We start from the raw sequence: 15,708 nt of genomic DNA on the forward strand, positions 1-15,708 counted from the left end.
TGCTCACAGCGGCACCTCCACGCGAACGTCATGCTGGGAGCCGGCGACCGCGGCCTCGGCGAGCGCGGCCCTGGCCTGCGCGGCGGCCTGCTCGCCCCGCGCACCCGCCGCGGCCGTCTGCAGCGCCGTCTGCCCGGTCGGACCGAGCCGCAGCAGCGCGCGGGCCGCTGTCGACGCCACATGCCGGTTGGCGTCGCCGAGCAGTTCCGCCAGCCGGTCGGTCGCGGAGACAGCACCGAGATTGCCCAGGGCCCCGGTGCCCACGATGCGCAGGGCGAGCGGCTGACCGGGCCCGACGGCCTGCAGCAGTGGTTCCAGGCCATCGGGCATGCCCAGTCTGCCGAGCGCGCGGGCCGCCCGGATCCGTACCTCGTCGGAGGGATCCGCACACAGGGCACGAGCGATGTCGGAGGTGCGGGAGACCACGCCGGTCGCGCCGAGGACCTCGATGGCCACAGCCCTGGCGAGTGGTTCGGGGTGGTCCAGCCCGGCCGCGACGTTCCGCTGCGCCTGCGGCCCCAGCGAGACGAGGGCGCCGGTGACCGCTCCGGGCGGTACGGTCCGCGATCCGCTGAGCGCGTCCAGGAGGTGCGGCGCGGTCGCCGGTCCCCCGCATCGGCCCAGCGCCCGTACGGCGGCCAGGCGGACCTCGGGGTCGCGGTCGGCCAGCAGACGGTACAGCGACGGCTCCGCGGCCCGGTGCGAGAGCTGGCCGAGCACCTGGGCGGCGCGTCCCCGCCTGGCCGCGCTGCGGCTTTCGAGGTCGGCGACGGCTTCCACGGCGACCCCGCGCTCCTCGTACAGCCGGACCAGTGCCGTGCGGGCGGCGCCGGAGACCTTGCCCAGCAGCGCCGTCAAGGACGGTTCGAGGGCGGTCCAGGTCCGCTGGTCGACCTCCGCCAGCTGCCGCAGCAGCTCGTCCTGCTCGTCCTCCTCGGCACACAGGAGCTGCAGCAGCAGACCGCGCACCGGTTCCGCCCGACGCTCACGTCGGCGCTGCCTCAGTCTGCGGACGCAGCGGTTGGAGACGATCAGCAGACCGAGCGCCAGGAGCACCGCCGGCAGGCACAGCAGTGCGCCGCTGACGATGCCGTTCGGAATCACCGCTCCACCCGGCCGAGCACCGCGGTGACCCGGCTGGACAGCTCCCGCGGGCTGAAGGGCTTGATGATGTAGTCGTCGGCGCCCGCCGCGAAGCCGACCTCGACGTCCCCCTCCTGGGAGCGGGCGGTGATCATGATGACGGGGAGGGTCGCGGTCTCGGGCGCCGACCGCAGCTCCCGGCAGACGTCCAGGCCCGACATCCCGGGCATCCGGATGTCGAGCAGCGCCAGGTCCACCGGCTGCTCACGGGCCGCCTTGAGGGCGGCCATGCCGTCCTCCACGACCGTGACCTCGTGGCCGCTCTGGGTCAGCTTGAAGGCCACCAGGTCCCGGATGTCCGAGTCGTCGTCGGCGATCAGGACACGCGCCATCAATCCTCCTGGGACTCCTGGGCCACGGAACTCCGGTACGAATCCAGAAGCCGTGCCACCGACGACTGCCTGAACGGCTTGGCCAGCACCTCGTCCGCGAGGTCGACCAGCACCTCCTTGTCGAGCACCGAAGAGACGACCAGCCGGCATCTCTTCGTACGCTCGTCCGCCCGCAGGGTCCGGAGTACGTCCCGTCCGTCGATACCGGGGAGCATCACGTCGACCACCGCCATGTCCGGCGGGTCGGCGAAGGCGAGTTCGAGGCCCTCCTCCCCCGAGGGCGCGACGACCACCGGGCATCCCAGCTCCCGGAAGTGCCGCGCCAGCAGGGCGCACACGTCCGGGTCGTCCTCGATCACGAGCACGCGAGGTGGGTTCATCACCGTCCTGTCCACGAAGCAAGACCGTCAGGAACAAAATAGAATCAATAATCCACTTCCACCACATATGCCCCACCCGCCCCGATCGACGACAGAGCCACAGGGCGGCGGCGACCAGGGTGGGGATCCGGCGCGCGGCGGAGCCCGGCCCGCTCATCGCGCACCGGCGCGGTTCAGCCGTGGCAGGCCGAGGAAGACCGTCGAGGCGGCGAGCAGGGCAGCTACGAACGGCACCCGAAATCCCGCCGAGGCTCCCGCCGCGTCGACCGCCCACCCGGCGGTCGCGTAGCCCAGCGCCACCCCGACGGAGAGCCCCGAGACGATCCAGGTGATGCTCTCGGTGAGCTGGGCGGCCGGCGCCAGCCGGTCCACCAGAGCCATCGCGGTGATCAGAGTCGGCGCGATGGCCATGCCCGCCACGAAGAGCATCCCCGCCAGCGCCGCGAGACCCGGCGCGAACAACAGCGGTGCCGTCGTCACCGCCATCGCGCCGACGCTGAGCAGCAGCCGCCGCGTGATCGCCCCCCGCGGCGCGATCGCGCCGAAGACCGCGCCTGCCAGGCCCGAGCCGAGGGCATACGCGCCCAGCAGCAGGCCGGAGAGGGCCTTGTGGTGGTGTGCGCCGGCGAACGCCACGGTCGCGACGTCCATCGAGCCGTAGGCCACGCCCACCGACGTCAGCGTCAGCACCAACAGGCCGAGTCCCGGGATGCGCAGTGTGCCGCCCCCGGCGCCTTGCTGCTCGGGGCGCACCAGCGGTTCCGTACGCCGCTGCGCGGCGAACAGCAGGACACCGACGGCGAGCAGGACCGCGGCGGCCAGTGGTCCGGCCTCGGCCCAGGCCCTGGTCGACAGCGTGATCGCCAGGATCGGGCCGACGACGTAGATCACCTCGTCGAGCACCGACTCCAGCGAGTACGCGGTGTGCAGCAGCCGCGGCGACTTCCGGTGGATCTCCGCCCACCGGGACCTGACGAGCGCACCCATGCTCGGCATGCACCCTGCCACCGCAGCCGCGGCGTAGAGCGTCCAGACCGGCGCGGCATACCGGGCGCACAGCAGCAGCGCACAGATGGCGGCGACCGTCACGGCCATCGCCGGGAGGACGACCCGGCGCTGGCCGTGACGGTCGACCAGCCGGGAGATCCGCGGCCCGATCGCCGCGGTGGCGAGCGCCTGCGTGGCGGAGACCGAGCCGGCGAGCCAGTACGCACCGCCGAGCTGCGACAGCATGGTGACGATGCCGACGCCGACCATCGCCATCGGAAGGCGTGCGATGAAGCCCGCGGCGGAGAAGAGCAGACTGCCCGCGGGAGAGAAGATCCGGCGGTAATCGGAGAGCATGAGACGCCACGCTCCGTCAGGAGCCGGTCGTCGCGGGCAGATCCGGTCCGCGAGTCCACGCTCCGTCAGGAGCCGATCCCCGCCGGGTGGATCCGGTCCGGTTTCCGCGCTTCCTTTCCGCGTCCCCCATGTCCTCCATATTCACGCATGGCCCGGTGTACCGCTACGCGACCGGCATCTCTCCGTGCGCGTGCGGGAAATGGCGAGCCGGGTAAGCTGGATTGCAGACACGTCGATGTCTCGGCGAGAAGGAGCCTCTATACCGGCGACCGCGAATTCCGGCAACCGCGCACTCCGGGACCGCGTATACGCCAATCGTGTTCACAGGCGACCAATACCGAGTCCTGGATCCGATAATTCTCCTTCGTCAGCCCGGCCCCACGGGCTCTTCCGCCGTAGTCCGGTGCTTTTGGCCCAGCTCGGTCCGCCCGGCAAGTGGCCCTCCCAGGAGGTGAGTTGGGTTGAACGCGCGACTGCGTAGCCAGGCCGTCATGGTCGCCTTCAGCGTATGTATCGTCGCACTTACGGCGATCTACTACGCATTTCCGGCGCAGCGGCTGATCTTCGTCGGCATTGGCGTGACCGGCGTCCTCGGTATTGTTCTGGGTGTCATTCTCAACCGCCCTACGCATCGGCTCCCCTGGCTGTTGCTCGCCGCGGGAAACCTGGCCTTCGCCGCGGGCCAGGCCGCCCAGATCGTCCTCATCCAGTGGCTTGACGAACAGAGCTTTCCGTCGATCGCCGACGGCTTCTATCTCCTGGCATATCCCCTGTACGCGGCCGGGTTGCTCGGCTTCGTCCACTGGCGCACGAGTTGGCGCGACCGCGCGAGCCTCGTCGACGCGCTGACGCTGACCGTCGGTCTGGCGCTGCTGTCGTGGCTCTTCCTCATCGATCCGTTCGCCCACCTCGCGGGTCTCACCTGGGTGCAGAAGGCGTTCTCCATCGCCTATCCGCTCGGCGACATCCTCGTCCTGGCGATGCTGCTGCGCCTGCTCGCCGGCCGAGGCGGCAAGAGTCTCTCGCTCATGCTGCTCACCGTCGGCACCGTCGGCCTGCTCACCTCCGACGTGCTCTACGGCCTGATCCAACTGAACGGAACATGGCGCACCGGAACTGCGGTCGAGCTCGGCTGGGTCATTCTGTACGGCGCCTGGGCGATCGCCGCGCTCGATCCGTCCATGCGGTCGCTGACACAGCCGGTGCCATGGCGCGGCGAGGCCGGCACGGGCCGGCTGAGCCTGCTCATCCTGGCGTCGCTCATCGCGCCGGCCATCCTCCTGACGGAAGCCGTGCGTGGCCAGAGCGCCGACATCGGCGTCATCGGCGCGTTCTCCGCGGCGCTCTTCCTCCTGGTGCTCTATCGCCTGGCGGGCGTGGTGGCGACACACCGGCAGGCGGTCGGCCGGGAGAAGGTGCTGCGCAACACGGTGTCGTCGCTGGGCGGAGCGGGAGATCTGCGGGATGTGGCCGCCACCGTCCAAACGGCGGTGACTGAGCTGATGCCGCACGGCCCGCCGCGTTCCGCGCTGCTCACCGTGCCGGACAACACCCTCTGGGTGAACGGGAGGAACGACACGGCACGAGGGCCCGTGTCCGCGCAGGGGACGGCAGCCATAGCGGAACTGGCCGAGTCCGGCCAGAACCGCCTGGTGGCCCTCGCCGGTGTGGGGCCGGACCTCGCCACCCGGCTCAGGGACCCGGACAGGGAGCCGAACCGCATCGAACACGCGCTAGTCTGCCCGCTCATCTCGCAGGATCACCCCTCGGGCGATTCGCTGATCGGGACCCTGGTCGTGGCCGGGGACGAGCACGACCTGCTCGTGCTCCGGGACGCGCTGGCAACTCTCGCCTCGCAGACCGCACTTGCCGTGGCGCGGGTCGCCCTCGCCGAGGAGGTCAACCGGCGCAACAGCGAGGCGTACTTCCGCACGCTGGTGCAGAACGCCTCCGACGTCATCCTGATCCTCGACGAGGAGGACCGGATCCGTTACGCCAGCCCCTCCGCAGACCAGGTGCTGGGCGTTCCGAACCTGGAGGGCGCCCAACTCGTCGATCTGGTGCCTCCGCAGGACAGCCAGACGGTGGTCGAGACACTCGCCCGGGTACGGAGCCACGAGTACCAGACCAGGCGCGAGCACTGGCGCATGATCCGCGTCGACCAGACGTCCATCGAGGTCGAGGTGAGATGGAGCGACCTGCGCGAGGAGGCGACCGTCGGCGGGGTGGTGCTCACCCTGCGGGACGTGACCGAACAGCGCAAACTGGAACGCGAACTCACCCACCAGGCTTTCCACGACTCGCTCACCGGTCTGGCCAACCGCGTGCTCTTCCAGGACCGGGTCAACCACGCCCTGGTGCAGGCACAGCGCGAGGGCACGGTGGTCGGCGTGCTCTTCCTCGACATCGACGACTTCAAGGTCGTCAACGACATACACGGCCACGGAGTGGGCGACGAACTCCTGGTCGCGCTCTCCCTTCGCCTGCAGACCACCGTCCGTGCCTCCGACACCGCCGCGCGCCTCGGTGGCGACGAGTTCGCGCTGCTGGTGGAGGGTTCCGCCGCGACGGAAGGCGTGGAGCGGTTCACCGAACACGTGATGGAGGTGTTCGCCGAGCCGTTCCGGCTCAGTGTGGGACCGATGACCGTGTACGCCAGCGTCGGCTTCGCGACGACGGAGGACAGCGTCGACTCGGTCGAGCTGCTCGCACACGCCGATCTCGCCCTGTACGCGGCGAAGACGGCAGGCAAGCGTCAGTGGCGTCGCTACCGCCCGGAACTACAGAGCGGCATGGCCGAGCGTGCCAAGTTGCAGGCAGGGCTGGACAGTGCGCCGATCGAGACGTCGTTCCTGGTGCTCTACCAACCCATCGTGGAGCTGACCAGCGGGCGGATCTCCGGCTTCGAGGCGCTGCTTCGCTGGCCCCACGCCACGCGCGGCATGGTGATGCCGGAGCAGTTCATCACGCTGGCGGAGGAGAGCGGGCAGATCGTCCCGCTCGGCGCCTGGGTGCTTGACCAGGCCGCCGCCGAGGCCGTCCGGTGGGAGGAGTCCGTGCATCGCGACGGGACCACCAACCGCAAAACGCCTTACATCAGCGTGAATGTGTCACCGCGTCAGTTCCGTGACGAGGAGTTCTACGACGTGGTCCGACGCGCCCTGGATCTCTCCGGCATCGATCCGTCGTCTCTCGTACTGGAACTGACCGAGAGCGTGCTGATGTACAACGACGAACGTATCCTGCGGGAGATGAGTTCGCTCACCGACCTCGGGATCCGTATCGCGATCGACGACTTCGGCACGGGCTACTCGTCGCTGAGCTATCTCCGTGAGTTCCCCATCTCGATCCTCAAGATCGACAAGTCGTTCGTCGACGAACTCGGTCGCTCGCCCGAACAGTACGCGCTGGTCGAGGGCATCACGCATCTCGCCGACACGCTCAACCTCACGGTGATCGCCGAAGGAGTGGAGGCCGTGAGGCAGCAGGAACTGCTGATCTCCATGGGCTGCCCGCTCGGCCAGGGTTACCTCTTCGCCGAGCCGGTCAGCGCCGAGGAGGCAGGGCAGCTCGTCCTCGCGCCGCCACTCGGCCGCCTGGCCGAAGCGTCTGTGGCGCCCGCGGACAGGAAGCGGTGATGACGGGGCCCTCGCCCCTCGACGAAAGGGGCGTGCATCGTGCTCCGTTGAGTTCCTCGCGAGGCAGGAGACCCAAGGTGACGGAACGTGACCACCCCCCGGAAGAGTCGGCTGAGCCGTGCGCCGTGCTGCGCAACGACGAGAAGCAGTACGCGATCTGGCCCGCCGATCAGGGGATTCCGGCCGGGTGGCGCCGGATCGCCGGACCGATGTGCGCCGTGTCATGCGAGGACCTTGTCGACCGCCTCTGGAGGGACATGCGGCCCGCCAGTGCCCGTTCCGGGGCGCGCCCCCTGGGGTCCGGGCCGAGCACCGTGCCCGAGTTGATCCGCAAGCGGGCGCAGCGTGCGCCGTCCACGCTCGCGGTGCTCTCGGACGAGGGCCTGCTCAGCTACGCCGAGCTGATCGGCCGCGCCGACCTGCTGGCCCACGAGCTGCGGGAGTCGGGCGTCGGCGCAGAGTCCGTGGTGACCGTCTGTCTCGACCGCGTGCCCGAGCTGATCGTGACGCTGCTGGCGGTCATGAGCTCCGGTGGCGCGTTCCTGCCCCTCGACCCGGCCAGTCCGCGGCAACGCATGGTCGCACTGGTCGAGGAGACCGGTTCACGCCTCATCGTCTCGAGCCGCGAGCACACCCCGATGTTCGCCGGGTGCGAGGCACGGATCGTCCACCCGGATGAACCGGCCGCACAAGTGCAGCCGACCGAACAGCCGGCGGCACCCGGCCCCCGGCCGGACGACCTCGCCTACGTGATCTACACCTCCGGATCCACCGGACCTCCCAAGGGCGTGATGATCACCCACCGGTCGCTGGCCCACTCCCTCACCACCGTGGCCCGGGCATACGAACTGACGCCCGGCGACCGGGTGCTGCACGCCGCTGCGCTTGGCTTCGACACCTCACTGGAGCAGATCTTCGCCCCGCTGATCAGCGGCGCGACCCTCGTACTGGCGGGAACACAGACCTGGGCACCCACCGACCTCCTGCGCCGACTCCCGGAGCACCGGATCACCGTCGCGGATCTGACCCCCGCCTACTGGCACCGGATCGTCTCCGTCGCGGACCGCGGCGACATCCTCGCGTCGCTGAGGCTCGCCATCGTCGGCGGCGAGATCGTCACCGCGAAGGACTGCCGCGCGATTCGGCGCCGGATGCCCGGCGCGCGCCTCGTCAACGCCTACGGGCTCACCGAGACCACCATCACCTCCACGCTCTGCGAACTGAACGAGGTAGTGCTCGCCGCGCCGGACACCGCAGTCGCCCCGATCGGCACGCCCCTCGAGGGCAGTCACGTCCATGTGCTCGACGCTCAACTGCGCCCGGTGCCACCGGGCGAGCGCGGCGAGATCTACATCGGCGGACCCGGCCTCGCACGTGGCGTGTGGGGGCAACCCGCCCTGACCGCACGGCAGTTCGTGCCCGACCCACATGGCTCGGCACCCGGGGACCGGATGTATCGCACCGGGGATCTGGGCCGTCGGCGCTCCGACGGCAACCTGGAGATCCTGGGCCGGGTCGACGACCAGATGAAGATCCGCGGATTCCGGGTCGATCCGGCCGAGATCGAGGCCGCGCTCGTCTCCCACCCGGAGGTCGGCCAGGCGATGGTGGTGGCCCGGGCACGCGACAACGGCGACCGGGACCTCATCGCGTACTACACCCCGAGCGCCCCGCCGAACGGCGGTGAGGGAGCGCTGCGCACCAGGCTACGGTCGGCACTCGCCGAGGCCCTGCCGAGCTACATGATCCCGACAGCTTTCCGCGCCGTGGCGCAGTTGCCCGTCGCACCCAGCGGAAAGCTCGACAGAAAGGCCACGCCGGAATCCGGAACCCCGGCGACGACGGCCGGCGTCGACGACCGTCCGGTCCCGCAGGGAATGGCCCAGTTGTGGGGTCAGATCCTGGATGTGGAACGCGTCCGTCCGCACGACGACTTCTTCGAGCTGGGCGGCAACTCGCTGCTGGCCATGGAGATGCTCGCCCGGACCCGCGTCATCTTCGGCATCGGTGTCGGCCAGATCCGCGAGCTGACCCGTTCACTGCTGCGGCAGCCGGTACTCTCCGCGTTCGCCGAGTCGGTGCGCCAGGCGCGGGCCGGCACACTGGCCCCACCGGACGGCGGGAGCGTCGACTTCGCCGCCGAGACCGATCGGAGCGTTGTGGCGGTGGGCCACGCGGCGCCGGCTCCGCGCACCGGCGATCCCGGCGACGTCCTCCTCACCGGGGCGACCGGGTTCTGCGGGGCACACATGATCGGCGAGCTGCTGCGCCGGACGACGGGACGGGTCCTCTGCCTGGTCAGGGCCGACGACGAGCAGCAGGCCATGGAAAAAATCCGCCAGAGCCACCAGCGCCATGTCCTCAGCGATCTGTCCGGCGAGCGCGTCCAGCCAGTCGTCGGCGACCTGAGCAAGCCCGCACTGGGGCTGTCACCCGGCCGGTTCGAGGAACTGGGAGCGACCATCGACGCCGTCTACCACTTCGGCGGACAGGTCAACTTCATCTACCCGTACCACGACTTGCGCGCGGCCAACGTCGACGGCACATACGAGATCATCCGCCTCGCCGCCCCCAGGGCCGTACCCGTCCACTTCACCTCCAGCATGGCCGTGCTCGCCGGATTCGGGCCGGCCGGGGTGCACCAGGTGTCGGAGAGCACGCCCCTGCGCTTCCCGGACTATCTGTCGGTGGGATACGTGGAGACCAAATGGGTCGCCGAGGCGCTGCTGAAGCAGGCGTCCGACGCGGGCCTGCCGATCGCCGTCTACCGCCTGATGGACATCACGGGCAGCAGTGGAACCGGCGTGATGAACACCAGCAGCGAGCTGGCCGCGCTTTTCGACTTCATCACGCGGACCGGACTGTGCCCCGACGTCCGGCTGCCGCTGGACTTCCTGCCGGCCGACCATCTCGCCCGCGCCATCGGACACATCTCGACCCGCCGTCCCGCCCGCGGCGAGGTCTACCACCTCACCAACCCCCGTCCCACACTGCTGGATTCGCTCGCCGCGTGCCTGCGCCGACGGGGCCACCCGGTCCGGGAGGTCCCCTACGCCGAGTGGATCGCCTCGCTGGTGAAGTACGCGGCCGCGCATCCCACCGACCCGATCACCCCGTTCGTCCCACTGTTCGTCGACCGGTGTGCCCGAGCTGACATCACGGTGAGCGAGATGTACTTCCAGGGCGTCTTCCCGGAGTTCACCCGCGGCAACGCGGAGCGGGCGCTGATGGATGCCGGGATCGACGTTCCTCCGGTGGACGCGGAGATGCTGGACCGCTACATCGACTTCCTCCAACAGACCGACTCCGTCGGGTCGGTGAGGAGCCGGGAGCCCGGAGCGGCCCGGTGGTGAACCGTTGCGCCTGCTGGGAGGCGCTGGACGTGTCGGATGCGGCGCCCGACGGTCCGGTGGCCTTCTCCGCCGACCTCAGTCCCGCGAGCCTCCTGGCGGCCTACCGCGCCGGGGTCTATCCCTTCCCGGCATCCGACGAATACACCCGCGCACTCAACGAGGTGGTCTTCGCCGATCAGGTCCAGGAGGGCCGTATCCCGCTCGTGGGGGTGGATGCGGGGGAGGAAGCAGCCGATCCCTACGCCGTCTCCTGGTGGTCGCCCGACCCCAGACCCGTGCTGCCCGTCTCGGCCCCACACCTCGGCCGCAGCCTCGCCCGGCGGCTGCGCAACCGGCTGCAGTGGTCGACCAGCCTGGACCGGCGGTTCGAGCGGGTCGTCCGCGAATGCCGCGCCGACCGTGTTCCTCTGTGGCTCACCGACGAGCTGATCGCAAGCCTGGTCCGCCTGCACGATCTGGGTCATGCGCACAGCGTCGAGGTGTGGGAGGACGGCGATCTGGTCGGCGGCGTCTTCGGCCTCCAGGTCGGATCGGTCTTCAGCATGGACTCGATGTTCTTCCACCGTCCCGGCGCCTCGAAGGTCGCGGTGACCGACCTCGCGGCACGCTTCGCAGAAGCCGGCGGCGTACTGCTCGACGCACAGCGGGACAGCCCGCACGTCCGCGACCTGGGCGGCATTCTCGTACCGCGAGAGCAATACGTACGACACCTCTGCCACACCACGAGCGACAGCCTCCCGATACCCACCGCCACCCTGCCCGCCCGCCGCCTCGCCAAGCCGACGGGATCTCCCTGACCGCCCCACGCCACACCGCTCGCGGAGATCTGCCTGAATGCCGGCGATCGCCTCCACGAACGGCCTACAACGACAGGCGATCGACTGCACGCGCCGGTCTACTGGGCGGAGGAAAGCGAACGACAAAGGAGAGATACCCATGGCTGTTGTGCTGTCATTGCGCTGGCCGGGAGTCACACCCGCGCAGTACGACACCGTGCGAGACGCGGTGCGCTGGGAGGATGAGGAGCCAGAGGGCGCGGTCCTGCACGTGGCCTGGTTCGAAGGAGGCTCGCTGCACGTGATCGACGTGTGGAACAGCCAAGCGGACTTCGAGCGGTTCTTCTCCGAGCGGCTCGTGTCCGCCATCAAGGAAGCTGACATCGCCGGTGAGCCCGAGACCGAGTTCTCGCCCCTCTACCGGCGCTTCGTGGCCTCCGGCATCAGCGGTGCCGCCTGACAGCGCCCTTCTTCTGGTGGATCGTGCGGCCAGCGGCGTTGCCACACCATCCGGCGCGGGACCCTGGTGCCGGGGCTGAGCACCCAGCGCCCCCAGGACGGCAGCAGCCTCTTCGGCAGCCACCGTCCTCCAGGGCCTCCACCCTGCGCCACAACGCAAGACGCTGCGGCCGGCGGACAGAACGTGCGGCGAACTCCTTCGTGCGTCGACTGGTGGAGGACAAGTCGTCCGGAACGCACCTGGGCCTGCTCAGTAGGCAGCAGTGCGGTTGAAGCTGGTGACGTTGAGCTTGATGCCCTGCACGCTCTTGAGCGTCGTGGGGAACTCACCCCGAGCGGTCTGGCCGGCTTGCACGTTGGTCTCCAACTGCGAACCGTTCGCCATGCGAGTGCCTCTTGCGTCGACCGCCTCCCAGTCCCACGAGTAGTTGGACTTCTCGCTGCTGCTGTTCTTGATCGTCCAAATGAGCCAGATGTTGGTGATACCGGCTTGCGAGCGGTCGTCCAGCTTGAAGCTGACGAGGTCGGCTCGTTCCCCCTCGGGCTCCTGTGTCCGCCCCTGCTGCGTCTTCGCGGTAGAGCTCGTACTGGGCGCAGGGGTGGTGCTCCCATCGTTGTCCCCTGACGCGATCACCAGCACAACGACGACGATGACAACGACCGCGGCCAGAGCGCCGGCACATCCCCAGAGACAGCCACGGCCTCGCCGCTTCTTCTGCGGTGGCGCAGGGGGCGATGCCCACTGCCCGGGAGGAGGAGAGGCTTGGCCCGGACTTCCCCACCGAGGATTGTCCCCAGATGGCTCGCTCGCTGACATGGCGCCTCCTTGCTAGCGGATATCGCCACGCTAGGAAGCCACGGGGCACATCGCGAACCGAGAGCAGCCAGTCAGGCGACAGCCACCGGGTACGGGGCCCTCCTGGACTCGCAACTCCTCAGACCCACTGCGCCTCGGAATGGCCAGCAGCCGAGCCCCCAGGGCGCGGCAAGGTCGTTCTCGGTGTCTCCCGCACAACCGCTGGCTCCCACTCTCCGCACCGAGCGCCCTCAGGACGACAGCCGTTTCCTCCTCGCTGGCGTCCCCCAGGGCGTCCACAATGCACCGTCCGGTTTCTGAAACGCGTCGCACCATTCCTGGTGGTTCACAGGTAGCCCTGCGCATACATGCCTGTCCGGTCGCGAATTGCTCGCGCGGACGACGCGTCGGCCCCGACCGTGCGACAAACCACTACAGTCCGGAACCGCTCCCCGAGATATCCGCCGACGAGGAGGCCTGACCGCCCATGTCGAGACGGAATGGCGGGTACACATCGGTCATCAGCGCGGCATAGACACCCACACGGGCGACCCATCGGGCCAAGCCCATCAGGAAGTCGAACAGGTGAACCGGGTAGCGAGCGGTAGCCGCGAGGATGATCACGGCGACCAGGGAGAGGAAGGGAATCAGGCCACCGCCATGCCAACTGTCCCCTGACGCCCAGCCCCAGTCACCGGTGAACATCCCGATGACGATGTACTGCGGGATCACCAGCAGCCACCATTTCACGAGGACCAGGCCGCGCGAGAGGCGCTCGGGATAAACGACGTCGAAATGCGCGGGATAGTCGGGCACATCCTCGAGCGTGAACGGCGGGTATCGGTCGGTGCCCAGCGCGGTGTGGGCGTAATAGCTGACACGCCAGTTCCAGCGCAGTACGCCGACATTGAAGTCGAAGAGCGACCTGGGATATCGGGCTGTGAACAGGATGGCGAAGAACGCAATGACGGTCACGCAGACGAACGCAATCCACAGGAAGAACAGCACGATGTAGTGCGGGATGGCGAGGAACCACTTCACCAGCCAAAGCCATCTGGACAGCCGAGGGTCCAGAGAGGCCTCGATACGCACCGGGGACGCAATGACTGGATTCATACGGCGCAAATCCTTTCGAACGTCTCCGCCCGGCGGTCACCTGCCGTACCCCGCCCGAGCAGGCGGGCGGCCAGGTGGCCGCCTGATCACGGACTCAGGCTCGCACGCGAAAGGGAACACCGCGACCGGGGTTGATCCGCTCGTCAGGGAAAGCAGAGCTGTGCCGAGAACGCCGCTGTCGCAGAGGGGATGACGACCTGCCCGGCGGCACCTCGCGAACTGCGCACAGCCGCTCGGGCGATGATCGCCGCGCAAAAGTCTCTCCCGAGCCGTCAGGCCTCAGACCCACTCCACCTCGGTTCGCCGCCGCCCCCCGATGCCTCCACCATGCCGCAACGCCTCACTCACCTCAGTGAGCGTGTCCGCCGGCCGCAGCGTCCTTCTTGACCGTCAGCGGCAGCAACTTCTTCCCGGTAGGACCGATCTGAATGGACGTGTCCATCTGCGGACAAACGCCGCAATCAAAGCAAGGCGTCCACCGGCAGTCCTCGACCTCCGTCTCGTCGAGGGCGTCCTGCCAGTCCTCCCAGAGCCAGTCCTTGTCCAGGCCCGAGTCCAGGTGGTCCCAGGGGAGGACCTCCTCGTAGGTCTTCTCGCGGGTCGTGTACCAGTCGACGTCCACGCCGAAGGCGGGCAGTGTCTTGTCGGCGCAGGCCATCCAGCGGTCGTAGGAGAAGTGCTCGCGCCAGCCGTCGAAGCGGCCGCCGTCCTCGTAGACGGCGCGGATCACGGCGCCGATGCGGCGGTCGCCGCGGGACAGGAGGCCCTCGACGATGCCCGGCTTGCCGTCGTGGTAGCGGAAGCCGATCGAGCGGCCGTACTTCTTGTCGCCGCGGATCTTGTCGCGGAGCTTTCCGAGGCGGGCGTCCGTCTCCTCCGCGGAGAGCTGGGGCGCCCACTGGAACGGCGTGTGGGGCTTGGGGACGAAGCCGCCGATCGACACCGTGCAGCGGATGTCGTTCTGGCCGGAGACCTTGCGGCCCTCGGCGATCACCTTCGTCGCCATGTCGGCGATCTGCAGGACGTCCTCGTCGGTCTCCGTCGGCAGGCCGCACATGAAGTACAGCTTCACCTGGCGCCAGCCGTTGCCGTACGCCGTGGAGACGGTGCGGATGAGGTCGTCCTCCGAGACCATCTTGTTGATGACCTTGCGCATGCGCTCCGAGCCGCCCTCGGGGGCGAAGGTCAGGCCGGAGCGACGGCCGTTGCGGGTCAGTTCGTTCGCCAGGTCCACGTTGAAGGCGTCCACGCGGGTGGAGGGGAGGGACAGGCCGATCTTGTCCTCCTCGTACCGGTCCGCCAGGCCCTTCGCGATGTCGCCGATCTCCGAGTGGTCCGCCGAGGACAGGGAAAGAAGCCCTACCTCCTCGAAGCCCGTCGCCTTCAGGCCCTTCTCCACCATGTCGCCGATGCCCGTGATGGAGCGCTCGCGGACCGGGCGGGTGATCATGCCCGCCTGGCAGAAGCGGCAGCCGCGCGTGCAGCCGCGGAAGATCTCCACCGACATGCGCTCGTGGACCGTCTCGGCCAGGGGGACCAGGGGCTGCTTGGGGTAGGGCCACTCGTCGAGGTCCATGACCGTGTGCTTGGACACGCGCCACGGGACACCCGACTTGTTGGGGACCACGCGGGCGATACGGCCGTCGGGGAGGTACTCGACGTCATAGAACGCCGGGATGTACACCCCGCCGGTGCGCGCCAGGCGGAACAGGACCTCCTCGCGGCCGCCCGGCCGGCCCTCCGCCTTCCACTCACGGATGATCTTCGTCATGTCGAGGACGGCCTGCTCGCCGTCGCCGATGATCGCCGCGTCGATGAAGTCCGCGATCGGCTCGGGGTTGAAGGCCGCATGGCCGCCGGCCAGCACGATCGGGTCGTCCAACCCACGGTCGCGCGACTCCAGCGGGATGCCCGCCAGGTCCAGGGCCGTCAGCATGTTCGTGTAGCCCAGTTCCGTGGAGAAGGAGAGGCCGAACACGTCGAAGGCGCCCACCGGGCGGTGGCTGTCCACCGTGAACTGCGGGACCTGGTGCTCCCGCATCAGCGCCTCCATGTCCGGCCACACGCTGTAGGTGCGCTCGGCGAGGACGCCCTCCTGCTCGTTCAGAACCTCGTAGAGGATCATGACGCCCTGGTTGGGGAGACCCACCTCGTACGCGTCCGGGTACATCAGTGCCCAGCGGACGTCACACGACTCCCACGGCTTGACGGTGGAGTTGAGCTCTCCGCCGACGTACTGGATCGGCTTCTGCACATGCGGGAGCAGAGCTTCGAGCTGCGGGAACACAGATTCCGCGGCCGCAGCGACTTCGGCAGGCATCTCGCGCACCTTCGTGGGCTGGACTGAACTGACAGGGGTGACCATCTAGCC

The 15,708-nt window shown here is 69.0% G+C and carries 11 protein-coding genes; 4 read left to right on the plus strand and 7 right to left on the minus strand.

All coding sequences use genetic code 11. The features are described from left to right. Positions 1-3: 3 nt before the first annotated feature. The 4 genes from ACI2L1_RS08605 to ACI2L1_RS08620 all read right to left on the minus strand — a co-directional run bounded on the left by ACI2L1_RS08605 (position 4) and on the right by ACI2L1_RS08620 (position 3,199). A complete protein-coding gene (locus tag ACI2L1_RS08605; RefSeq protein ID WP_404738563.1) occupies positions 4-1,104 on the minus strand; it encodes a HEAT repeat domain-containing protein in 1,101 nt (366 codons plus the stop codon). Continuing rightward, complete coding sequence (locus tag ACI2L1_RS08610) at positions 1,101-1,475, minus strand: response regulator transcription factor (RefSeq protein WP_404738564.1); 375 nt, start codon at positions 1,473-1,475, stop codon at positions 1,101-1,103. Before ACI2L1_RS08610 ends, ACI2L1_RS08605 begins: the two co-directional genes overlap by 4 nt. Then, the gene (locus ACI2L1_RS08615) at positions 1,475-1,855 is read right to left on the minus strand and encodes a response regulator (RefSeq protein ID WP_404738565.1); all 381 of its coding nucleotides are present in this window, start codon (positions 1,853-1,855) and stop codon (positions 1,475-1,477) included. Before ACI2L1_RS08615 ends, ACI2L1_RS08610 begins: the two co-directional genes overlap by 1 nt. Before the next feature lie 153 nt (positions 1,856-2,008). Next, the gene (locus ACI2L1_RS08620) at positions 2,009-3,199 is read right to left on the minus strand and encodes an MFS transporter (RefSeq protein ID WP_404738566.1); all 1,191 of its coding nucleotides are present in this window, start codon (positions 3,197-3,199) and stop codon (positions 2,009-2,011) included. A gap of 461 nt (positions 3,200-3,660) precedes the next feature. On the opposite strand from ACI2L1_RS08620, the gene ACI2L1_RS08625 reads away from it, so the two are divergent. From ACI2L1_RS08625 to ACI2L1_RS08640, 4 genes are all read left to right on the plus strand, one after another. Further along, on the plus strand, positions 3,661-6,837 hold the full coding sequence (locus ACI2L1_RS08625) for a putative bifunctional diguanylate cyclase/phosphodiesterase (RefSeq protein ID WP_404738567.1): 3,177 nt from the start codon (positions 3,661-3,663) through the stop codon (positions 6,835-6,837). A 77-nt stretch (positions 6,838-6,914) separates the two neighbouring features. After that, complete coding sequence (locus ACI2L1_RS08630; RefSeq protein WP_404738568.1) at positions 6,915-10,190, plus strand: amino acid adenylation domain-containing protein; 3,276 nt, start codon at positions 6,915-6,917, stop codon at positions 10,188-10,190. Next, positions 10,184-10,987 (plus strand): leucyl/phenylalanyl-tRNA--protein transferase, encoded by an 804-nt coding sequence (locus ACI2L1_RS08635; protein WP_404738569.1) that lies wholly within the window; start codon positions 10,184-10,186, stop codon positions 10,985-10,987. The genes ACI2L1_RS08630 and ACI2L1_RS08635 overlap by 7 nt, the downstream gene beginning before the upstream one ends. Positions 10,988-11,126: 139 nt before the next feature. After that, a complete protein-coding gene (locus ACI2L1_RS08640) occupies positions 11,127-11,426 on the plus strand; it encodes a hypothetical protein (RefSeq protein ID WP_404738570.1) in 300 nt (99 codons plus the stop codon). Between the two features lie 249 nt (positions 11,427-11,675). Here the strand turns inward: ACI2L1_RS08640 and ACI2L1_RS08645 are convergent, their stop codons facing one another. The 3 genes from ACI2L1_RS08645 to ACI2L1_RS08655 form a co-directional block, all read right to left on the minus strand. Then, positions 11,676-12,059 carry a hypothetical protein gene (locus ACI2L1_RS08645; RefSeq protein WP_404738571.1) on the minus strand — a complete coding sequence of 128 codons (384 nt, stop codon included), beginning with the start codon at positions 12,057-12,059 and terminating at the stop codon, positions 11,676-11,678. 594 nt (positions 12,060-12,653) lie between these two features. Next, positions 12,654-13,337 carry a DUF4389 domain-containing protein gene (locus ACI2L1_RS08650; RefSeq protein ID WP_404738572.1) on the minus strand — a complete coding sequence of 228 codons (684 nt, stop codon included), beginning with the start codon at positions 13,335-13,337 and terminating at the stop codon, positions 12,654-12,656. Between the two features lie 349 nt (positions 13,338-13,686). Then, positions 13,687-15,657, minus strand: a complete 1,971-nt coding sequence (locus tag ACI2L1_RS08655) for a TIGR03960 family B12-binding radical SAM protein (protein WP_404738573.1) — start codon at positions 15,655-15,657, stop codon at positions 13,687-13,689. Between the last annotated feature and the right edge of the window lie 51 nt (positions 15,658-15,708).

The sequence above is a fragment of the Streptomyces sp. NPDC019531 genome, from assembly GCF_044903305.1.
In the GTDB taxonomy this organism is placed as follows: Bacteria; Actinomycetota; Actinomycetes; order Streptomycetales; family Streptomycetaceae; genus Streptomyces.